The sequence below is a fragment of the Buttiauxella agrestis ATCC 33320 genome (assembly GCF_000735355.1).
Taxonomy (GTDB): Bacteria; Pseudomonadota; Gammaproteobacteria; order Enterobacterales; family Enterobacteriaceae; genus Buttiauxella; species Buttiauxella agrestis.
Map to the genome: position 1 here is coordinate 1 of NZ_JMPI01000048.1, position 20,419 is coordinate 20,419.

The 20,419-nt window shown below is 50.7% G+C and carries 22 protein-coding genes; 9 read left to right on the top strand and 13 right to left on the bottom strand.

Translation table 11 applies throughout. The annotated features are described in order from the left end of the window. Positions 1-84 precede the first annotated feature (84 nt). Positions 85-429 (top strand): FlxA-like family protein, encoded by a 345-nt coding sequence (locus GBAG_RS14610; RefSeq protein WP_034497467.1) that lies wholly within the window; start codon positions 85-87, stop codon positions 427-429. Here GBAG_RS14610 and GBAG_RS14615 read toward each other — a convergent pair. Beyond that, positions 426-1,355, bottom strand: a complete 930-nt coding sequence (locus GBAG_RS14615; RefSeq protein WP_034497470.1) for a LysR family transcriptional regulator — start codon at positions 1,353-1,355, stop codon at positions 426-428. The genes GBAG_RS14610 and GBAG_RS14615 overlap by 4 nt on opposite strands. Positions 1,356-1,445: 90 nt before the next feature. Between GBAG_RS14615 and GBAG_RS14620 the strand changes: the two genes are divergently transcribed. Beyond that, a complete protein-coding gene (locus GBAG_RS14620; RefSeq protein WP_034497473.1) occupies positions 1,446-2,435 on the top strand; it encodes a bile acid:sodium symporter family protein in 990 nt (329 codons plus the stop codon). 10 nt (positions 2,436-2,445) lie between these two features. Here GBAG_RS14620 and GBAG_RS14625 read toward each other — a convergent pair whose 3' ends face one another. From GBAG_RS14625 to zipA, 3 genes are all read right to left on the bottom strand, one after another. After that, entirely contained in the window at positions 2,446-2,658 is a 213-nt protein-coding gene (locus GBAG_RS14625; RefSeq protein ID WP_034497476.1) for a DUF3820 family protein, read from the bottom strand. A 1-nt stretch (position 2,659) separates the two neighbouring features. Beyond that, complete coding sequence (gene ligA, locus GBAG_RS14630; RefSeq protein WP_034497478.1) at positions 2,660-4,678, bottom strand: NAD-dependent DNA ligase LigA; 2,019 nt, start codon at positions 4,676-4,678, stop codon at positions 2,660-2,662. 68 nt (positions 4,679-4,746) lie between these two features. After that, positions 4,747-5,739, bottom strand: a complete 993-nt coding sequence (gene zipA, locus GBAG_RS14635; protein WP_034497480.1) for a cell division protein ZipA — start codon at positions 5,737-5,739, stop codon at positions 4,747-4,749. A 230-nt stretch (positions 5,740-5,969) separates the two neighbouring features. On the opposite strand from zipA, the gene cysZ reads away from it, so the two are divergent. From cysZ to crr, 5 genes are all read left to right on the top strand, one after another. After that, a complete protein-coding gene (gene cysZ, locus GBAG_RS14640; protein ID WP_034497482.1) occupies positions 5,970-6,731 on the top strand; it encodes a sulfate transporter CysZ in 762 nt (253 codons plus the stop codon). A 152-nt stretch (positions 6,732-6,883) separates the two neighbouring features. Further along, positions 6,884-7,855 (top strand): cysteine synthase A, encoded by a 972-nt coding sequence (gene cysK, locus GBAG_RS14645; RefSeq protein ID WP_034497484.1) that lies wholly within the window; start codon positions 6,884-6,886, stop codon positions 7,853-7,855. Positions 7,856-8,244: 389 nt separating this feature from the next. Beyond that, positions 8,245-8,502, top strand: a complete 258-nt coding sequence (gene ptsH / locus GBAG_RS14650; protein WP_034459025.1) for a phosphocarrier protein Hpr — start codon at positions 8,245-8,247, stop codon at positions 8,500-8,502. 44 nt (positions 8,503-8,546) lie between these two features. Next, positions 8,547-10,274 carry a phosphoenolpyruvate-protein phosphotransferase PtsI gene (ptsI, locus tag GBAG_RS14655; protein WP_034497487.1) on the top strand — a complete coding sequence of 576 codons (1,728 nt, stop codon included), beginning with the start codon at positions 8,547-8,549 and terminating at the stop codon, positions 10,272-10,274. Between the two features lie 40 nt (positions 10,275-10,314). Continuing rightward, the gene (gene crr / locus GBAG_RS14660; protein WP_034459029.1) at positions 10,315-10,824 is read left to right on the top strand and encodes a PTS glucose transporter subunit IIA; all 510 of its coding nucleotides are present in this window, start codon (positions 10,315-10,317) and stop codon (positions 10,822-10,824) included. 60 nt (positions 10,825-10,884) lie between these two features. Here crr and cysM read toward each other — a convergent pair whose 3' ends face one another. The 9 genes from cysM to GBAG_RS14705 form a co-directional block, all read right to left on the bottom strand. Further along, a complete protein-coding gene (cysM, locus tag GBAG_RS14665; RefSeq protein WP_034497489.1) occupies positions 10,885-11,796 on the bottom strand; it encodes a cysteine synthase CysM in 912 nt (303 codons plus the stop codon). A gap of 71 nt (positions 11,797-11,867) precedes the next feature. Then, a complete protein-coding gene (gene cysA, locus GBAG_RS14670) occupies positions 11,868-12,968 on the bottom strand; it encodes a sulfate/thiosulfate ABC transporter ATP-binding protein CysA (protein WP_034497491.1) in 1,101 nt (366 codons plus the stop codon). Then, positions 12,958-13,833 carry a sulfate/thiosulfate ABC transporter permease CysW gene (gene cysW / locus GBAG_RS14675; RefSeq protein WP_034497493.1) on the bottom strand — a complete coding sequence of 292 codons (876 nt, stop codon included), beginning with the start codon at positions 13,831-13,833 and terminating at the stop codon, positions 12,958-12,960. The genes cysA and cysW overlap by 11 nt, the downstream gene beginning before the upstream one ends. Then, on the bottom strand, positions 13,833-14,666 hold the full coding sequence (gene cysT, locus GBAG_RS14680; RefSeq protein ID WP_034497495.1) for a sulfate/thiosulfate ABC transporter permease CysT: 834 nt from the start codon (positions 14,664-14,666) through the stop codon (positions 13,833-13,835). Before cysT ends, cysW begins: the two co-directional genes overlap by 1 nt. Further along, positions 14,666-15,682, bottom strand: a complete 1,017-nt coding sequence (locus tag GBAG_RS14685; protein ID WP_034497498.1) for a sulfate ABC transporter substrate-binding protein — start codon at positions 15,680-15,682, stop codon at positions 14,666-14,668. The genes cysT and GBAG_RS14685 overlap by 1 nt, the downstream gene beginning before the upstream one ends. A 224-nt stretch (positions 15,683-15,906) precedes the next feature. Next, entirely contained in the window at positions 15,907-16,806 is a 900-nt protein-coding gene (locus GBAG_RS14690) for a Dyp-type peroxidase (RefSeq protein WP_034497500.1), read from the bottom strand. 103 nt (positions 16,807-16,909) lie between these two features. Next, the gene (locus GBAG_RS14695) at positions 16,910-17,485 is read right to left on the bottom strand and encodes an RpoE-regulated lipoprotein (RefSeq protein WP_034497502.1); all 576 of its coding nucleotides are present in this window, start codon (positions 17,483-17,485) and stop codon (positions 16,910-16,912) included. 64 nt (positions 17,486-17,549) lie between these two features. Then, positions 17,550-17,996, bottom strand: a complete 447-nt coding sequence (locus GBAG_RS14700; RefSeq protein ID WP_034497505.1) for a DUF2919 domain-containing protein — start codon at positions 17,994-17,996, stop codon at positions 17,550-17,552. Continuing rightward, entirely contained in the window at positions 17,996-18,421 is a 426-nt protein-coding gene (locus GBAG_RS14705; protein WP_034497507.1) for a GNAT family acetyltransferase, read from the bottom strand. Before GBAG_RS14705 ends, GBAG_RS14700 begins: the two co-directional genes overlap by 1 nt. A gap of 216 nt (positions 18,422-18,637) precedes the next feature. Here GBAG_RS14705 and amiA point away from each other — a divergent pair, with 216 nt between their 5' ends. Together amiA and hemF are read left to right on the top strand one after the other, a co-directional pair. After that, positions 18,638-19,510 carry an N-acetylmuramoyl-L-alanine amidase AmiA gene (amiA, locus tag GBAG_RS14710; RefSeq protein WP_034497509.1) on the top strand — a complete coding sequence of 291 codons (873 nt, stop codon included), beginning with the start codon at positions 18,638-18,640 and terminating at the stop codon, positions 19,508-19,510. A 5-nt stretch (positions 19,511-19,515) separates the two neighbouring features. Then, the coding region (gene hemF / locus GBAG_RS14715) for an oxygen-dependent coproporphyrinogen oxidase (RefSeq protein WP_034497512.1) at positions 19,516-20,419 on the top strand (904 nt) is incomplete at its 3' end.

Here is a 20,419-nt window from a genome sequence, read left to right on the forward strand (position 1 = left end):
ATGCGCAATTTACCCACTCTTTCCACTCAAGATTTATCCACATCAAGCCGATAACTGCTCTAATCAATCCTTTAAGGAATTATTATGAGTAGCACAATCAACACATCAACACCTTCTCCACAAACAAGCAGCACAGCTTCCAAAAGCTCAGGCGGCAACGATCTGGCGTCGCAAATCACCCGCATCACGCAGCAAATCACCAAGCTGACACAACAAGCGAAAGATATTGCTAACGGCAGCGGGACAACCGAAGAAAAACAAAAGCAGCAAGAGTTAATTCAGGCGCAAATTAAAATGCTCCAGGCACAGCTTGCGCAGCTACAGCGCCAACAAGTAGAACAAGCTCAACAAAAGCAGGAACAGCAGCAGTCAAGAGTGGAAGGCGTGAATAAACCGTCTGAAGATCATCAGATTGATATCTATATCTAATCGTGGTTAAAAAGTGGGTCGCCTGACCGGGCCGCGGTTAACTGCTGCGCCTGTTGGCGAACCACCTGCCAGATGGCTTCCGCCGCTCGTGACAGGGAACGATTTTTACGTCGCACCAGCATTAACTGCCTGTCCACGACCGGAATAAGTGGCCTGACAACCAGCGGGCGCCCCTGTGGAAGAGGCAATGCCAGCGCGGGAAGTACGCTGATGCCAATTCCCGCTTCCACCATCGGGAAAAGCGTTGCCGGGTGGCCTATTTGTTGAACAATATTGGTCTCAATACCCTGACGTAACAGCGCATCATCAATCAGCGGACGGCTTCCCGACGCGTAGTCCTGTAGTACCAGATTTGCACCTTGCAGCGCCTGCCAGGGGACCTGCTCCTGAGCCGCTAATGGGTGGTCATTCCGACACAACAGTAAAAAAGGTTCTGAAAGCACCGCCTCACAGTCCAGATCATTTGCCTGAATCGGGTCGATGACCATGCCAAAATCCACTTCCCCCTGATAAATGCTTTGCAACACCCATTGCTGAGGGCGGTCGTGAAGCACAAATCGAATCGCGGGAAATTCCAGTGCCGCAGCAGCAATAGATTGCGGCATCAAATGAGCAGAAATCGTCTGGCTTGCAGCAACACGCACCGTTCCGCTTAACTGATGCCCTACACTGCGCGTATCCAGTAAGGTGCTGGTTAATTCTTCCAGGAGGCGTTCGAGGCGTGCTGCCAGTTGCTGGCCAGCTTGCGTCAACACCACTTCTCGCGTGGTGCGATCCAAAAGCTTCACGCCAATTTCGCTCTCAAGCTCTTTCACGCTGTGGCTAACTGCTGACTGGCTCAGGCCAATTTGCTCCCCTGCCCGGCTAAAACTTCCGGCATGAGCGACCGCGACAAAGACTTTTAACTGACGTAGTGAATAATTCATTTAATAAATTCATTAATGCATTCAATAAATCAATTTTATTTCTAAAAACAATAAAAGCACAATGCCTTATCAAAAGTTTGAGGAATGATGATGAAACTCTTTCGCGTACTCGATCCATTCACACTGACATTGATTGTCACTGTATTACTGGCGTCTTTCTTCCCTGCCCAGGGGAGTTATGTTGGTTTTTTTGAAGGACTGACGACGGCTGCCATCGCGTTACTGTTCTTTATGCACGGCGCAAAGCTTTCCCGTGAAGCGATAATTGCAGGCAGTAGCCACTGGCGTTTGCACCTGTGGGTGATGTGTAGCACGTTTGTGTTGTTCCCCGTCCTGGGCGTGTTGTTTGCGTGGTGGGCACCGGTTAATGTCAGCCCTGAAATTTATACCGGCTTTTTATATCTGTGTATTTTGCCCGCCACGGTGCAATCGGCCATCGCATTTACCTCCCTTGCCGGGGGCAACGTTGCGGCGGCAGTGTGTGCGGCTTCTGCGTCCAGCCTACTCGGTATTTTCCTGTCACCACTGTTGGTTGGCATGGTCATGCATGTTCATGGCGCGAGCGGCAGTTTGCAGCAAGTTGGCAGCATCATGTTGCAGTTACTGGTGCCATTCGTGGCGGGACATCTGTCACGTCCGTTGATTGGTGATTGGGTTGCGCGCCACAAAAAGTGGATTGGTAAAACCGATCAAACTTCAATACTGCTGGTGATCTACACGGCATTTAGCGAAGCCGTAAGACATGGGATCTGGCACAAAGTGGGTATTGGCTCGCTGCTGTTTATTGTGGTCGTGAGCCTGGTATTGCTGGCGATTATTATCAGCGTCAATATGTTTGTCGCCAGACGTCTGGGCTTTAGCAAAGCGGATGAGATTACGATTGTGTTCTGTGGCTCGAAAAAGAGCCTGGCGAATGGTATTCCAATGGCGAATATTCTATTCCCGGTTGCAAGCGTGGGGATGATGGTGCTGCCGCTAATGATCTTCCATCAGTTGCAGTTAATGATATGTGCGGTTCTCGCTCGTCGTTATCAGCAAGAAACAAAAGTGGCAGCCAAAGCTGCCACTGAAAACGCATAGTAAATCGTAATTATCTTTTGAGGGGCTTCACCAGCCCCTCCAATCCTTCGGTCTTAATCAGCAAAGTCAGCCGCATCAGCTCGCCCAGATGCCCCTGCGGAAACTCGTCTTTGCGAGCAAACCACAGTAAATACTCTTCTGGCACATCAATCAGCACGCGACCTTTATACTTGCCAAACGGCATGACGGTATTGGCAATCTCGATAAGCTGCTCTTTATCCATCTCACGCACCTAATAAGCGAATCATTTCCGCTTCATCGATAACTTCAATACCCAGCTCTTGCGCCTTGACGAGCTTCGAACCAGCAGCTTCACCGGCAATCACCAGGTCAGTTTTCTTCGACACGCTACCAGCAACTTTAGCACCCAACTCAATTAAACGAGCTTTGGCATCATCACGGGACATAATGCTTAAGGAGCCCGTCAGAACCACGGTTTTGCCGGCAAACGGGCTGTCGATTTCTTCTGCGTTAATCACGACGGGAGCTGGCCAGTGAACGCCTGCTTCTTCGGTCAATTGGCGGATAACTTCGCGATTACTTTCTTCGGCGAAAAAGTTGAACACGTGCGTTGCAACCACGATGCCGACATCAGGTACTTTTTGCAGTTCTTCTATAGAAGCCGCTGTCAGCGCATCAAGCGTGCCAAAATAAGTGGCTAAGCCCGCGGCTGTCGCTTCGCCAACTTCACGAATACCTAACGCATACAGGAAACGGGCGAAAGTCGTTTCTTTCGACTTCGCAAGCGCATCGACAACGTTTTGCGCCGACTTTGGCCCCATACGATCCAATCCTGTCAGTTTTCCAGCGGTCAGTTTGAAAAGATCTGCGGCGGTATGAACGTATTCTTTTTCAACGAGTTGATCGATTATCTTGTCGCCCATGCCATCAACATCCAGCGCACGACGAGAGACAAAGTGCTTAAGCGCTTCTTTTCGCTGCGCACCGCAAATCAAACCGCCGGTACAACGCGCGACGGCTTCGCCTTCGACTCGTTCAACATCCGAGCCGCAAACCGGGCAATGTGCCGGGAAGACAATTTCCGTCGTGTTTTCCGGTCGCTCAGACTCCACCACGCCGACAACCTGCGGGATAACATCCCCAGCGCGACGAATCATCACGCGATCGCCGATTCTTAACCCTAGACGCTCGATTTCATCAGCGTTATGCAAAGTGGCGTTGCTAACCAGTACACCCGCAACCTGCACAGGTTCCAGTCGCGCAACGGGCGTAATGGCGCCTGTGCGTCCCACCTGGAATTCGACGTCACGAACAAAGGTCATTTGTTCCTGGGCGGGGAATTTAAATGCCACCGCCCAGCGCGGCGCACGAGCAACAAAACCCAGTGTCTCTTGCAGAGCAAGTGAGTCCACTTTGATAACCACACCGTCGATATCAAAACCTAAAGTCGGGCGCTCTGCCTCAACCTGATGATAAAACGTCAGGACTTCTTCTGCTGTGTTGCAAAGACGAATGCGATCGCTGACTGGCAATCCCCATTCTTTGAACTGCTGTAAACGCCCGTGATGGCTGGCGGGTAATTCGCCACCCTCGAGCACGCCAACGCCATAACAGAAGAAAGTTAACGGACGTTTGGCGGTAATTCGCGGATCAAGCTGGCGCAAGGATCCCGCCGCTGCATTGCGCGGGTTAGCAAAAATTTTCCCCCCGGTGCGACGAGCTTCTTCGTTGATCTTCTCAAAGCCTGCTTGCGGCAGGAAAACTTCACCGCGCACTTCGAGGCGGCGAGGGATGTTCTCACCGCGTAATTTCAGAGGAATGGCGCGAATAGTACGCACATTAGCGGTAATATTTTCGCCGGTCGTACCGTCACCGCGCGTCGCGGCGCTGATCAGCACACCATCTTCATATAGCAGGCTTACCGCGAGGCCATCTAACTTTAACTCACAGCAAAAAGTCACCGCTTCGGTGCTCTTTAAACGGTCCTGAATACGTTTATTAAATGCGAGGTAGCTCGCCTCATCAAACACGTTATCAAGCGACAGCATCGGAACTTCATGGCGAATCTGAGTGAATTCGCTTAGCGGTGCCGCCCCAACACGCTGAGTAGGTGAGTCAGGGGTGATTAAATCTGGATGCGCTTCTTCTAAGGCTCGCAACTCACCCATCAGGCGGTCGTATTCCGCATCCGGGATTTCTGGGTTATCAAGCACATGATAGAGGTATTCATGATGGCGAAGCGTGGTTCGCAGTTGAGTAATTTGTTGTTCGATTGTGTCCATATCGCACCATCAATATAAAAAACCCCCGACATGCGGGGGTTTAGGGGAAAACATGTTCAGGATGAATTCTAGTGGCTCGCGTTAGCTTCAACCACTTCGCGAATACGGTCCTGATACTCACGCATTTTCTGCGGCGTCATCATACGACGTTGGTCATCAAGCACCACACCACCGACTTCATCAGCAATATGCTGAGCTGACTGGAGCATCAACTTAAAGTTTTGCGTCGGGTCGCCATAAGACGGGACCTGCATAAATATTGTCACGCCAGGCGTTGCAAAATTCGTCATGCTTTCTGGGTCAAATGAACCTGGCTTAACCATGTTCGCGAGGCTAAAGAGCACCGGACCGCTGCCATCAGGACTGAGATGACGATGGAAAATGTTCATTTCGCCAAAGATAAAGCCCGCTTGCTGAATACTGTTTAACAGCACATCGCCGTTAATCATGCTGCCAGCGTGCGCCGAAACGTTCAGTACAATCACCGTCTCTTTAAGACGAGCTGGCGCTTCAGGAGCCGGAGCAGGTTGTGCAACCACAGGCTCTGGCGCAGGTTCAGCATGCTGAACAATTGGCTGTTGCACGGGCGCTTGCGGAGCCACTGGCTGCGGTTGCTGTGCAATCGGCTGTTGAACAGGCTGCTGTACGGGTTGATGAACAGCTGGCTGATGTACTGGCGCAACAGGCGCTTCCTGACGCGGTGCTACCGGTTCAGGTTGACGCACAGGTGCACTCTGACGCGGCTCAGCAGAAGCGTAAGGCGGCTCGTACTGATGTTGAGGCGCTTGCGGCTGACGAGGCATTTCTGTCTCGCGATTAGCTATTTCCGGCGCAGGGTTAACCCGACGCACACGCACCTCACCTACTCCATCATCTTGCTCATCGTCAGCCTCGTCGTCATCCGACTCGTGTTCGTCACGCTTAGACTTCATGCGCTTCATTGGACGATCACGAAAAACGGATGAACGCTCTTTACGACTCGTCCACAGACCGTGAACCAGTAAGGCTATTATGGCGATCGCGCCAACAATGATTAATATCAGACGCAAATCCTGCATCATTATATTCTCTGTTGTTCTAACACCTTGCCACCGCGGCAAACATTTACTTACTAAGAGTATTTGCCCATCTGCTCAAGTGCAAGTGCGCGCACGGTTTTCTCAGCATAAAGATGTACTGAAATCGATTTTTTGCTGTTTTTTCGACCATTTCCTAATAAGTTTTTCTCCTGGCAGTCAGTTATGATAACTCTGCACGTCATTGTAATGACCAAAAAGGAGTTCGTTCAGATATGGTTTCACCTTCAGGAGCCGGGCCACGTAGTGGCGTTTATTACTTTTCGCAAGGCTGGAAGCTGGTACATCAGCCTGGAATCAGGCGCTTCGTACTCTTGCCATTGTTGGTCAATATTTTATTGATGGGTGGCGCATTTTGGTGGTTGTTTACTCGCCTGGGTGTCTGGGTTCCCACTCTTCTTTCCTACGTGCCAGACTGGTTACAGTGGTTGAGCTATCTCATTTGGCCACTGGCGGTAATTTCTATCTTATTGGTGTTTGGTTATTTGTTTTCAACCATAGCCAACTGGATTGCCGCCCCATTTAATGGATTACTGGCCGAACAACTTGAAGCACGCCTGACGGGCGCGACTCCGCCGGATACTGGCTTGGTTGGCATCATGAAAGATATTCCGCGCATCATGAAGCGCGAGTGGCAAAAGCTTGCCTGGTATCTGCCACGCGCACTGCTGCTGCTGGTGCTTTATTTCATTCCGGGTATCGGCCAAACCGTTGCACCTGTTTTGTGGTTCTTGTTCAGCGCCTGGATGCTGGCGATTCAGTATTGCGACTATCCGTTCGATAACCATAAAGTGCCTTTCAAAGAAATGCGCATCTCACTTCGAGAGAAAAAAGTGATCAATATGCAGTTTGGCTCGCTGGTCAGTCTGTTTACGCTGATTCCCTTCCTGAACCTGGTCATCATGCCAGTTGCCGTCTGCGGCGCTACTGCGATGTGGGTTGATTGTTACCGCTCCAAACATGCCATGTGGAAGTAATTTATCAGGAGCGGCTTATGCTGCTCCTTATTCCTTCTGGCTTCTGCTTATTTCCCTTCTACATATAGATATGCGATTTCTTTACTTCCGCATAACTTCTAAGCAGGTATGCTGATGAGGTTTCCCAAATTTCATACAGTTAAGGACGGGTTATGAGCAAGATCTATGAAGACAACTCTCTGACTATCGGTCATACGCCGCTGGTTCGACTGAACCGCATCGGTAATGGGCGCATCCTGGCGAAGGTCGAGTCCCGTAACCCGAGCTTTAGCGTTAAATGCCGTATCGGGGCCAATATGATTTGGGATGCCGAGAAACGCGGTGTACTCAAGCCTGGCGTCGAGTTAGTCGAACCAACCAGCGGCAATACCGGTATTGCGCTGGCATATGTTGCCGCAGCGCGTGGCTACAAACTGACGTTGACCATGCCTGAAACCATGAGTATTGAACGCCGCAAACTGCTGAAAGCACTGGGTGCCAACCTGGTACTGACAGAAGGCGCGAAAGGTATGAAAGGAGCGATTCAGAAAGCGGAAGAAATCGTTGCCAGCGACCCAGAAAAATTCCTGCTACTGCAACAATTTAGCAACCCAGCTAACCCAGAAATTCACGAGAAAACCACCGGCCCAGAAATCTGGGAAGATACCGATGGCGAAGTGGACGTATTCATTGCTGGTGTCGGCACTGGCGGCACGCTAACTGGCGTTAGCCGTTATATCAAAAACACCAAAGGCAAAACGGACCTCATCAGCGTGGCCGTTGAGCCAACAGATTCTCCGGTGATTGCTCAGGCGCTGGCAGGTGAAGAACTCAAACCAGGCCCGCATAAAATCCAGGGTATCGGTGCAGGCTTCATTCCTGGCAACCTCGATCTTAAGCTTATCGACAGAGTTATCGCCATCACCAACGACGAAGCAATCTCTACTGCACGCCGTTTGATGGAAGAAGAAGGTATTCTTGCTGGGATTTCATCGGGTGCAGCGGTAGCTGCAGCGTTAAAACTTCAGGAAGATGAAGCATTTACCAACAAAAATATTGTGGTTATACTGCCTTCCTCCGGGGAGCGTTATCTGAGTACTGCCCTGTTCGCCGATCTTTTCACTGAAAAAGAGCTGCAACAGTGATGCCAGTCAGGTAAAAATGTGTAAAAAAGCACCCGCAAGGGTGCTTTTTTGTGGGGTTCGTCAAACTTTTGCCTACCCTGGCATTGCGTCGCCCTGTCAGGTCTGGTATCTATCCAGCAAATTATTTTGATGCGCGAAATTAATCGGAATGTGAGCTATATCTGCTGAATCGATTTAACGATTTGGTGCAAAATCACATTTCACGGCATAATGATTAATGACGAGCGAGCCGCTAAGCGCATGGTGAACGCCAGAGCACATTTCGCGGTTCCCGAAAGCATCCTGTGTCGCGTACAGTGTGACGTCGACGCTAACTATACAGGCTAAAGTTTTGCCACCAGGCTAGACTTTAGTTCCACAACACTAAACCTATAAGTTGGGGAAATACAATGTTCCAGCAAGAAGTTACCATCACCGCTCCAAACGGTCTGCATACCCGCCCTGCTGCTCAGTTTGTTAAAGAAGCTAAAGGCTTCACTTCTGAGATCACTGTGACCTCCAACGGCAAAAGCGCTAGCGCGAAAAGCCTGTTCAAACTGCAAACTCTGGGCCTGACTCAAGGTACAGTAGTGACCATCTCCGCTGAAGGCGAAGACGATCAGAAAGCAGTTGAGCATCTGGTAAAACTGATGGCTGAACTCGAGTAAGTTCTGGGTTCTTCGTAAATATCAGTCACAAGTAAGGTAGGGTTATGATTTCAGGCATTTTAGCATCCCCGGGTATCGCTTTCGGCAAGGCACTTTTGCTGAAGGAAGATGAAATTGTCATCGACCGGAAGAAAATTTCTGCCGACAAAGTTGCGCAGGAAGTTGAACGTTTTTTAAGCGGTCGCGCCAAAGCGTCATCGCAATTAGAAGCGATCAAAATTAAAGCTGGCGAGACCTTCGGTGAAGAAAAGGAAGCTATCTTCGAAGGCCACATTATGTTGCTGGAAGACGAAGAGCTTGAGCAGGAAATCATAGCCCTTATCAAAGATAAGTTAGTGACTGCTGATGCAGCGGCTCACGAAATTATCGAAGGCCAGGCCATTGCGCTGGAAGAATTAGACGATGAATACCTGAAAGAACGTGCGGCTGACGTACGCGACATCGGTAAACGTCTGCTGCAAAATATTCTGGGTCTGGCAATTATCGACCTGAGCGCTATTCAGGATGAAGTTATCCTGGTCGCTAAAGATTTGACTCCGTCAGAAACCGCACAGCTCAACCTGCAAAAGGTGCTGGGTTTCATCACTGATATCGGCGGCCGCACCTCCCACACATCAATCATGGCGCGTTCTCTTGAGCTGCCAGCGATCGTTGGTACGGGTAGTGTTACCAGCCAGGTGAAGAACGGCGATTACCTGATCCTCGATGCTGTTAACAATAAAGTTTACGTTAACCCAACCAACGACGAGATCGAAGCCCTACGTGCTGTACAGCAACAGGTTGCTTCTGAGAAAGCTGAACTGGCGAAACTGAAAGACCTGCCAGCAATCACTCTCGATGGTCATCAGGTAGAAGTCTGCGCAAACATCGGTACTGTTCGTGATATCGACGGTGCAGAGCGCAATGGTGCAGAAGGTGTAGGTCTGTACCGTACAGAATTCCTGTTCATGGACCGTGATTCACTGCCAACTGAAGATGAGCAGTTCGCGGCGTACAAAGCTGTTGCTGAAGCCTGTGGCTCACAAGCTGTTATCGTACGTACCATGGATATCGGTGGCGACAAAGAGCTGCCGTACATGAACTTCCCGAAAGAAGAAAACCCGTTCCTGGGCTGGCGTGCAATCCGTATCGCGATGGATCGTAAAGAGATCCTGCACGCTCAAGTACGCGCTATTCTGCGTGCTTCTGCTTTCGGTAAATTACGCATTATGTTCCCAATGATCATCTCTGTTGAAGAAGTGCGTGCACTGAAAGCAGAAATTGAAATCATGAAGGCGCAGCTGCGTGAAGAAGGTAAAGCGTTTGACGAAACTATCGAAGTTGGCGTGATGGTTGAGACTCCGGCTGCGGCCACGATTGCTCGCCACCTGGCTAAAGAAGTCGACTTCTTCAGTATCGGTACCAATGATCTGACGCAGTACACCCTGGCAGTTGACCGTGGTAATGATATGATTTCGCATCTTTACCAGCCAATGTCACCGTCTGTACTGACTCTGATTAAGCAAGTTATTGATGCTTCTCATGCAGAAGGTAAATGGACCGGTATGTGTGGTGAGCTTGCAGGCGACGAACGTGCTACACTTCTGTTGCTGGGTATGGGTCTGGACGAATTTAGTATGAGTGCCATTTCTATCCCGCGCATTAAGAAGATTATTCGTAACACGAACTTCGAAGATGCGAAGGTGTTAGCAGAGCAAGCTCTTGCTCAACCGACAACGGACGAGTTAATGACGCTGGTTAACAAGTTCATTGAAGAAAAAACAATCTGCTAATCCACCGGATGCGGCCCAATTTACTGCTTAGGAGAAGATCATGGGTTTGTTTGATAAACTGAAATCTCTGGTTTCTGATGATAAAAAAGACACCGGAACCATTGAGATTGTTGCCCCACTTTCTGGCGAAATCGTCAATATTGAAGATGTTCCAGATGTGGTTTTCGCCGAGAAGATCGTTGGTGATGGCATTGCAATTAAACCGACTGGCAACAAAATGGTTGCTCCGGTTGACGGCACCATCGGTAAAATCTTCGAAACTAACCATGCTTTCTCTATCGAATCCGATAGCGGCATTGAACTATTCGTCCACTTCGGTATCGACACTGTTGAACTGAAAGGCGAAGGCTTCAAACGCATCGCAGAAGAAGGCCAGCGTGTTAAGAAAGGCGACGTAGTAATCGAGTTCGATTTGGCCCTGCTGGAAGAGAAAGCGAAGTCTACCCTGACTCCGGTTGTTATCTCCAACATGGACGAAATCAAAGAGCTGATCAAACTGACTGGTAGCGTGACCGTGGGCGAAACCCCAGTGATCCGCATCAAGAAGTAAGTTGTCCGCACAATAGAAAACGGCACCCTTGTGGTGCCGTTTTTGTTTGTATTTAAAATCTCAGATTCCAGAGCCTTGCGAGTAACTCTCTTCGCCAAACACGCCAGTTGATAAATAACGATCGCCGCGATCGCAGATAATCGCCACCACTACAGCACCGGGGTTGGCTTGAGCGACACGTAATGCACCCGCCACCGCACCGCCAGAACTCACACCGCAGAAAATCCCCTCTTCACGCGCAAGTTTGCGCATGGTTCTCTCGGCTTCAACTTGTGATATATCAATCACTTCATCAACCAGAGTAGGGTTGAAAATTTTCGGCAACCATTCTTCTGGCCAACGACGAATCCCTGGGATACTGCTGCCATCTTCTGGTTGTAACCCAACAATTTTGACGGGTTTGTCTTGCTCACGCATAAACTGGCTGACACCCGTGACTGTTCCGGTCGTTCCCATACTTGAAACGAAGTGCGTGATTCGTCCCTGAGTTTGCCGCCAGATCTCCGGCCCGGTAGTGCTGTAATGCGCATAAGGATTATCAGGGTTGTTGAATTGATCGAGAACTTTGCCCTCGCCTCGCTCATCCATCAAACGTGCCAGTTCACGAGCGCCTTCCATGCCCTGTTCTTTCGTCACCAGAATCAGTTCTGCGCCATAAGCCTGCATCGCCGCTTTGCGTTCCATACTCATGTTGTCTGGCATTAACAACTTCATGCGATAGCCTTTGAGCGCGGCAATCATCGCCAGCGCAATGCCGGTATTGCCGCTGGTCGCTTCAATGAGCGTATCTCCTGGGGAGATTTCACCGCGAGCTTCTGCACGCACAATCATAGAAAGTGCTGCTCTGTCTTTTACCGAGCCTGCGGGGTTATTCCCCTCAAGCTTTACCCAAATTTCACTGCCGTTATCAAGGCCGGTGCGCTGTAATTTAACCAGAGGCGTATTGCCAATCGTGCTTTCTAAGGTATTCACTTGCCTGTCCAAAAAATAAGAAAAGCGGCCACGTGGGCCGCCTTTGCGTGTCGTGTTGTTCAGTAAACTTATCAGGCGGATTGCGCGAGGTCTACCTGGCCATTATAAGTACTGTGAATTCTGTTCTTCCCATCATACAGGCGCGCATGTTGCAGGCCGACAAACAGACGCTCACCCCGCACAGGAACGTGATCTTCACGCAGCACAACCGTTAATGGTTCGTCATACCAACCCAGCGGCTGTACCACCAGCTGCATATAATGCCCGCGTGGGCTGATTTCCAGCACCTGCACCGGCAGCGGCGAATCAAGGTTGGTACGGCGACTGACATCTACTTCCCACGGGCGAAGGAACAGATCGACCGGCCCCTGATGTGCCGGCGTAAAGCCCAGCGGCCAGCGGTGTGCGCCAACATGGAACTGGCTGCCACGCACAATGCCTTTCATACGGTTCACTTCGCCAAGGAACTCCAGCACGAAGCGAGTCGCCGGTTCACGCCACACGGCTTCCGGCGTATCAACCTGCTCGATATTCCCCTGGCTCATCACCACCACGCGATCCGCGACTTCCATCGCTTCTTCCTGGTCGTGCGTAACAAACACGCTGGTGAACTTCAATTCTTCATGTAACTGGCGCAGCCAGCGGCGTAGCTCTTTACGCACTTGCGCATCCAGCGCGCCAAATGGCTCATCGAGCAGCAGAATCTGCGGCTCAACGGCTAACGCACGGGCCAGCGCGACACGCTGTTTCTGACCACCAGAAAGCTGAGCAGGAAAACGATCGGCCAGATGTGACAGCTGCACCATCTCCAGCAAACGGGTGACTTTTTGTTTGATCACCGCAGACGACGGGCGCTCACGGCGAGGTAGCACCGTCAGACCAAAAGCGATGTTATCGAACACCGTCATATGGCGGAACAGCGCGTAATGCTGGAATACAAATCCTACTTTACGATCACGGGCGTGAATACGGCTCACATCGGTGCCATGGAAACTAATACGCCCGCTGTTCTGGTGTTCAAGGCCCGCGATAATACGCAGCAGCGTGGTTTTGCCAGAACCCGATGGGCCTAAAAGCGCCACCATTTGACCAGAAGGGATATCCAGCGAGATATCATTCAGCACCTGGGTGCGACCAAAAGATTTCTTAATATTGGTAATATCAATGCTCATGATTCCCCTCCTGTTGCAGGCGTTTTTCCTGGCTATTCAAACGCCACTGCACCGCACTCTTTAAGAACAACGTAACGATTGCCATCAGGGTCAACAACGCCGCCGCGGTAAACGAACCGACAGTGTTGTAATCCTGCTGTAGCAATTCAATCTGTAACGGCAGCGAGAATGTCTCGCCGCGAATAGAACCGGATACCACCGACACCGCACCAAACTCGCCAATGGCGCGGGCATTGGTTAACACCACGCCGTAAAGCAGCGCCCAACGGATATTTGGTAATGTGACGCGGCGGAACATCTGCCATCCTGACGCGCCCAGCAAAATTGCCGCTTCGTCTTCCTGGCTGCCCTGGCTTAACATCACCGGCACCAGTTCGCGAACCACAAACGGGCAGGTGACGAAAATTGTCACCAGCACCATGCCCGGCCAGGCGAACATAATCTGAATATTATGTTCGTCCATAAAGCCTGCCAGCGGGCCGTTAGAACCGTAAAACAACAGGTAAACCAGGCCGGCAACCACTGGCGAAACCGCAAATGGAATATCCAGCAGCGTGAGTAACAACTGGCGGCCAGGGAAATCAAAGCGTGTCACCAGCCAGGCCAGCAAAATACCGAACACCAGGTTTACCGGCACGGTAATCAGCGCAATCATGACCGTCAGCCAGATTGCGTGCAGCATATCCGGGTCGACAATATTGTTCAGCGCAGGCATCAAACCTTTCGAGAATGCCTGCGCAAAAATTGAGGCGACCGGCACCACCAGCAGCAAAAACGAAATCAGCACGCCGATACCAATCAGCGCCCATTTTCCCCAGTTAAAACCGGTACGGCGATAGCTTTTCAATTCAGTTACGTCCGTCATCAGTGACCTACCACGCGCCGACCAAAGCGGCTTTGCAACGTGTTAATGGTGAACAACAACAGCAATGACGCGGCGAGAATGACCGAAGCAATTGCGCTGGCTGCCGGGTAGTCAAACTCCTGCAAACGCACGAAAATCATCAGCGAGGTGACTTCGGTTTTCCAGGCGATGTTCCCGGCGATGAAAATCACCGCACCGAATTCCCCCAGACTGCGGGTGAATGACAACGCAACGCCTGCCATTAACGCCGGAGAAAGCTCCGGTAAAATCACGCGGCGGAAGCTCTGCCAGCGCGTCGCGCCCAGAGTTTCCGCAGCTTCTTCGTATTCTGGCCCGAGTTCTTCAAGCACAGGCTGAATGGTGCGTACCACAAACGGAATACTGGTAAAGGCCATTGCCACAGCAATACCCAACCAGGTGTAAGTCACTTTGATGCCAAACTGCGCCAACCACTCGCCATACCAACCGTTAACGGAAAACAGCCCCGCCAGCGTTAAACCTGCAACAGCCGTTGGCAGTGCAAACGGCAAGTCCATCAAAGCATCGAGCAGGCTGCGGCCGGGAAATTGATAACGCGTTAAAATCCACGCCATTAACATGCCAAACGCGCCGTTAAAGATTGATGCAACCCCCGCCGACAGCAGCGTGACTTTATAAGCTGCCACCACCTGCGGGTTAGTAATCACTTCCCAATACTGAGCCAGCGTCATCTCAGAAAGCTGCATCACCAGCGCACTGAGTGGCAGCAGTAAAATCAAACAGACGAACAGCAAACTGGTGCCGAGGCTTAAGGTAAAGCCCGGCAGCACCCGTTTAGAAGCAACAGCAAACATTACTCACGCCCCTTGCCGAGCAACTTATCGAACTCACCGCCACTGGCAAAGTGGGTTTTCATCGCTTCCGGCCAGCCGCCAAATTCATCTTCCACGCGGAACAGGTCGGTCTGCGGGAATTTATCTTTCAGCTTCGCCATTACTTCCGGGTTATTCACGCGGTAGTAATAGTCAGTGATGATGGTTTGTGCCGCCGGGCTGTACAGGAAGTTCAGGTATTCTTTCGCGGCTTTTTCGGTGCCGTTGACTTTAACGTTTTTATCCACCCAGGCCACCGGGAATTCAGCAAGAATGTTGACCTTTGGCACCACGACTTCGTAGCCGTCTTTGGCGTACTGGTTACGAATGTTGTTCACTTCGGACTCAAAGCTAATCAGCACGTCGCCGAGGTTACGCTCAACAAATGTCGTCGTTGCACCACGGCCACCGGTATCGAACACTTCAACGTTTTTCAGGAACTGCGTCATGTACTGTTCGGTTTTGGCTTTATCGCCACCGTCAGCTTTGTTCGCCGCCCCCCACGCACCTAAATAGGTGTAGCGCGCGTTACCAGAAGTTTTCGGATTCGGGAAAATCAGTTTCACATCCGGGCGAACCAAATCGCTCCAGTCGTGGATATTTTTCGGGTTACCTTTGCGCACCAGGAACGCCATGGTGGAATAAAACGGCGAACTGTTGTTGGGTAAGCGGGTCTGCCAGTCAGCGGGGATCAGGTTGCCTTTGTCGTGCAGGATCTGTACATCCGAAACCTGGTTATAAGTTACAACGTCAGCTTTTAAACCTTGCAGAATCGCCAGTGCCTGTTTTGATGACCCGGCATGAGATTGTTTAATCACCAGCTTGTCGTCGTTATTTTCCGCAGCCCACTGTTTCTGGAACGCAGGATTCAGGGCAGCAAACAGCTCGCGAGACACATCATAAGAGCTGTTCAGCAGTTCTGTGGCGTGAGCTGAACCTGCCAGCAACGCAGAAACAACCAGAGCACTCCAGACTTTTTTGACTGACGTATTGACCATTTGGCACCCTTATAAATGTGATAACCGCCGAACTTTATGGTTACCAGTGTATTTATAACGAGTGTCAAAGCTGTAACGGTTTTATATATCGTTTGGTGATTTGCAATAAGAAAGGGATATAAGGTTTTTAGCGGGGATTTGTCGGGCGTCACTAACGCTAGCCCGACCTAAGCTTGATACGCACTTGTAGGGTGGATAAGCGAAGCGCCATCCACCATTTTATTCTACAGGTTCAACAAGTTATCTAAAGAAGGTGCGAAGTAATAACCACCCGTAACCGGTTTGGTAAAACGCAGCATCCCGTCACGCTTACCGTCGGTTTCACCAAACATGCTCAATAACTGTTGTTCGATGTTATGTAAACGTGCGCAATAGGCGATGAAGTACAGGCCATGCGGGCCGCTGGCGGTGCCGTACGGCAGGCTCTGGCGCACAATCTTCAACCCTTTGCCGTTTTCTTTCAAATCGACACGGGTTAAGTGGGACGTTTCCGGACGCTCGTCACCGTCAATCTCTTCATTGGCCTCTTTAGTACGGCCAATAATCATTTCCTGATCGTGAACACTCATGCGGTTTAGCTGGTTGAGATTATGTTCCCAACGCTGCACAAACACGTAGCTGCCGCCCGCATCCACACCGTCGTTAATCACAGCCACTTCACGGCGAGTCTCTTCGCCCTGCGGGTTTTCAGTGCCATCAACGAAACCACTCAGGTCGCGTTCTTCAACCCAGCGGAAACCGTGGATTTCTTCTTCAATTTTCAGCGCGTCGCCAAATGCAGCCAGCGCCGCTTGCGCCAGAGTGAAATTCACATCATGGCGCAGAGAAAGAATGTGGATCATCACATCATGCTGAGTCGCTGGAGCCAGGCCTTTGCCCATCGGAGCAAAGTTTTTCAGCTCGGCTGCACCCACGCCACCGCTTAAATCGCGCCATAAGTCGTGACCAAACGCCACCACCGCGCCTAAATTAGCATCCGGGAATTTATCCTGAAGCGCACTGAGCGATTGATTAAAGGTTTTGCAGCCCTGGCGAATGGCATCGAAATCGCCCTGAATGCTCGCTTCCAGCCAAACGGCGGCGCGACAATGTTCTGGCAGAATGCCAGATTGAACACGAGACATGAATCCTCCTAAAAAACACACGCCACTCTACGTGGCGTTTATTCCCTTATGATACCCAATTCCGGCAGCGCCTTCTTGAGAAGGCGCAAGCCAACGGCTATTTTTATCGACGCCAGATAATTTTACTGATCTTCCAGGTTTTGAGCGTATCGTCAGACGGCATCAACTCCTGCCCGCCATGCCATTCGCCGCTAAAAATGTAGCTGATATGCTGGCTGTCTTTAGCCTTACACTCAACACTTTCGCTATCATCTCCAGTCCCTTTGACACACGCGCCAAATGCTTTGTCGTACAGGTCGCTAAATTGCGTACCGATTTTCACGCCACTTGCTGTTTCAATTGCGGTGTCTAGCACTTCGACGCGGCTTACTGTGCCCTTCTCGCCGTTGACGATAACCATCACGGTTTTATCGTCCATCGCTTCATAGAAACGGACAATTTCGCCGTTATCGGTTTTCATACCGCTGCGCAGACGATAATTGTCATTCAAGGCACTGCTGACGGCCTTTTCATCCATCGGCGTGCTGGCATTTAACTCACCCACTCCTTGCTCGCTTACTTCAAGCGATGAACCAAACCAGTTCCAGGGATTTGCCGCAGACCAGTTGACAGAAGACAGCGTCGAACAACCGCTCAGAAGCAGTGGCAGCCCTACTAGCATCAGGCGCAGAGTTTTCATCAGAAATTCCTTTATTAAGCATGGGTACGCGCTTTGGAGTGCAAACTTTCCCAAAAGTGCCAGGTTATTCACGGCTAAGGGTGAAGTAATCGTGTAATCGGCGGCTGGTACACAACCACCACAGGGCAAAAATATCGGCAATCAGCAGCGCTAACGTCACCGGCGTGAGTTCTTCCCCCTGCCATAACAACCAAAGTTGCCAGGCCAAAACGCCCGCCTGCGCGGCGATTAACACCCAACGCCAGGCTGACCATAATCGCGGATACAAATGGCGACGACCGCTAATCATGAAGGCCAGGGCCGCAGGAACACCGGGCAAAAGCCCATACCAAAAATTGTCGCGGTCGGGGTAGAACACACCGAGAATGGCATCGCCCTGTTGACGGGACGCCGCCGCCAGCACTAACACAAACCAGGTTCGCGCCTGCAACAGGAGGATGCACCAAAACAAAAAGGGTGTTTTCAGATTACCGTGTGTATCGTAATCCGAAGGTGGATATAGATAAGGCATTAATATTCTTGATCTTCAATCAAACGTTTGCCGAGTAAAACCACATCCTGCTGCTCGTATTCAAGGCGCTCATACATGCCAATCACCAGGTCGTTTTCTTCGCGCACCATGATATGAATTTTTGGGCAACCGCGGGCGATAAGCTTTTTCTCAAGTCGGCTTAACAGCGCATTGGCGATACCGCGCCCCCGATATTCTGGATGCACACCGAGATAATAAGCAGAGCCGCGGTGTCCGTCGTAGCCGCCCATTAATGAGCCAACAACCTCACCGCCCACTTCGGCCACTAAAAACAGATCGGCGTCATGATTGAGTTTGCGTTCAATATCCATTTCAGGATCGTTCCACGGACGCAGTAAGTCGCAACGTTCCCAAAGCGTAATGACTTCTTCGAAATCATCCTGGCGAAAAACACGTATTTCCATGGTATTAGCCACCTGAAAGTCTAAAAACCTGATTATGGCGTTAACTTGGCGTTTAGCCAATATCTGCCGCAAAAGTGGGTAAAAAATGGCATACTTCCCTCTCATTCATTTATTGAAATGAAAAGATAATCATTTCAGGAAAATGCTTGTCGTTTACCGTTTAGCGATACGCTATAAATGCCTATCAGAAATTTTTAAGTTAAAAATATTAGCCGCATGAGCAAAATTAAATCACTGACGCACCTGACCACCCGCCGCCAGTTACTGCTTACTGGTTTGGCTGCCTTAACGTTAACGGGCGTAAACAAGGCTTTGGCCAGCTCCGAGACTAAACCCCTTAAAACCACCACTAACCACAGCAAACCGACCAAAAAATCGGGGGGCCGCAGAGTAGTGATGCTTGACCCAGGCCACGGCGGGATTGATACCGGCGCGATTGGGCACAATGGTTCCAAAGAAAAGCATGTCGTTCTGGCCATTGCAAAAAATGTAAGAAACATTCTTAAAAGCAATGGGATAGAGGCCAAACTCACACGCACCAGCGATGAATTCATCCCGCTGTACGATCGCGTAGAAATCGCCCATAAACACGGTGCCGATTTGTTTATGTCGATTCATGCCGATGGTTTTACAAACCCATCGGCTGCCGGTGCGTCGGTGTTTGCCCTTTCCAATCGCGGAGCCAGTAGCGCGATGGCAAAATACCTTTCTGACAAAGAAAACGCCGCCGATGATGTGGCGGGCAGCAAGGTAAAACACAAAGATCAGTATCTCCAGCAGGTGCTGTTCGACCTGGTACAAACCGATACCATTAAAAATAGCCTGACGCTTGGCTCGCATATCCTCAAGCAAATCAAGCCGGTGCATAAGCTGCATAGTCGTAACACCGAACAGGCGGCATTCGTGGTATTGAAATCACCGTCCATTCCGTCTGTACTGGTGGAAACCTCTTTTATCACCAATCCCGGTGAAGAAAAGTTGTTAGGCACCCCGGCGTTCCGTCAGAAAATTGCCAGCGCCATTGCATCAGGCATCATTAGTTACTTCCATTGGTTTGATAACCAGAAAGCTCACAGCAAAAAACGTTGAACCCTATGAACTCACCCGACATTCACGCCGTAAAACAATTCCTGCTGCAATTGCAGGACACCATTTGCCAGCAACTAAGCCAGGTTGACGGTGCCACGTTTGAAGAAGACACCTGGCAACGCGAAGGCGGTGGCGGCGGGCGCAGTCGGGTGTTGCGCGGTGGGAATATCTTTGAGCAAGCGGGCGTTAACTTCTCCCACGTTCATGGCGATGCCATGCCAGCATCCGCCACCGCTCATCGCCCGGAACTCGCCGGGCGTAGTTTTGAAGCGATGGGCGTGTCGTTAGTCGTGCATCCGCTCAATCCGTACATTCCCACCAGCCACGCTAACGTGCGTTTTTTCATTGCGCAAAAGCCGGGCTGTGATCCGGTGTGGTGGTTTGGCGGCGGTTTTGATTTAACGCCGTTTTACGGTTTTGAAGAAGATGCGATTCACTGGCATAAAACGGCGCATGACTTGTGCCAGCCGTTTGGTGACGACGTGTTCCCTCGTTACAAAAAATGGTGTGACGATTACTTCTTTATTAAGCATCGCAATGAACAGCGTGGCATTGGCGGCTTGTTCTTTGACGATCTGAACACCCCGAATTTCGACCATTGCTTCAGCTTTATGCAGGCCGTAGGAAACGGTTATCTGGATGCGTATCTGCCGATTGTTGAACGTCGCAAATCTTTGCCGTGGAGCGAGCGCGAGCGTGATTTCCAGCTTTATCGCCGTGGCCGTTATGTGGAATTTAACCTGGTATGGGATCGTGGAACGCTGTTTGGTTTACAGACGGGCGGGCGTACCGAGTCGATTTTAATGTCGATGCCGCCGCTGGTACGTTTTGAATATAACTATCAGCCAGAAGAAGGCAGCCCGGAGGCTGCCTTGTATCGTGATTTCTTGCCGGTTAAAGATTGGGTTT